We start from the raw sequence: 578 nt of genomic DNA on the forward strand, positions 1-578 counted from the left end.
AATGCCCTTTTGAAAGGCCAGATAAAGCACTTTAGAGAAGTACAGGATGAAGGGGTGCTGTCAATTCAGCCTTATGACTTTACCCTTGAAGATGAAGTTATTGCATTTGATCAGGCAGAAAAGATAAGACTTTCACTTAATAAACTTCAGGATATAGAGATAAAAATAATTAAATCTGTGTACATGGAAGGCAGGACACTTAAAGAAACCGCTGATATACTTAACATAAAATATAGACATGCTATAGAAATAAAAAAATCTGCCCTAAATAAACTGAAAAAATATCTGAAATAGCATATATATTTTTATAATGGCAGAGGGAGGGTGATATTTATGTATGACCAGCTGGTTAGTTTAATCAGCACCGTAGGGTTCCCAATAGCAGTTAGTATATACCTGCTCATAAGGTTTGAAAATAAGATTGACCTTTTAGTCAAATCTATTGAAGAACTAAGAGAAGATATATCAGCCGTTATAAAAAACCAGGAGAAGAAATAGGTAAAAGCCTATTTCTTTTTTTCTGCACTAATTTTTCGAAAGGCATATATATAAGTAAAAGTTAAAGAAAGGGGCGAATT

Annotated in this window: 2 protein-coding genes; both read left to right on the forward strand. The window is 32.7% G+C overall.

All coding sequences use genetic code 11. The annotated features are described in order from the left end of the window. A partial coding sequence (locus CLRAG_RS18735) for a sigma-70 family RNA polymerase sigma factor (RefSeq protein WP_167351591.1) occupies positions 1-294 on the forward strand: 294 nt, incomplete at its 5' end. A 39-nt stretch (positions 295-333) separates the two neighbouring features. Beyond that, positions 334-498 carry a YvrJ family protein gene (locus tag CLRAG_RS18740; protein ID WP_065079788.1) on the forward strand — a complete coding sequence of 55 codons (165 nt, stop codon included), beginning with the start codon at positions 334-336 and terminating at the stop codon, positions 496-498. Positions 499-578 lie beyond the last annotated feature (80 nt).

Source organism: Clostridium ragsdalei P11 (assembly GCF_001675165.1).
In the GTDB taxonomy this organism is placed as follows: Bacteria; Bacillota; Clostridia; order Clostridiales; family Clostridiaceae; genus Clostridium_B; species Clostridium_B ragsdalei.

Coding starts and splice junctions, on each gene's coding strand:
- CLRAG_RS18740 (WP_065079788.1), top strand. CDS start 334: ATGTATGACCAGCTGGTTAGTTTAATCAGCACCGTAGGGTTCCCAATA.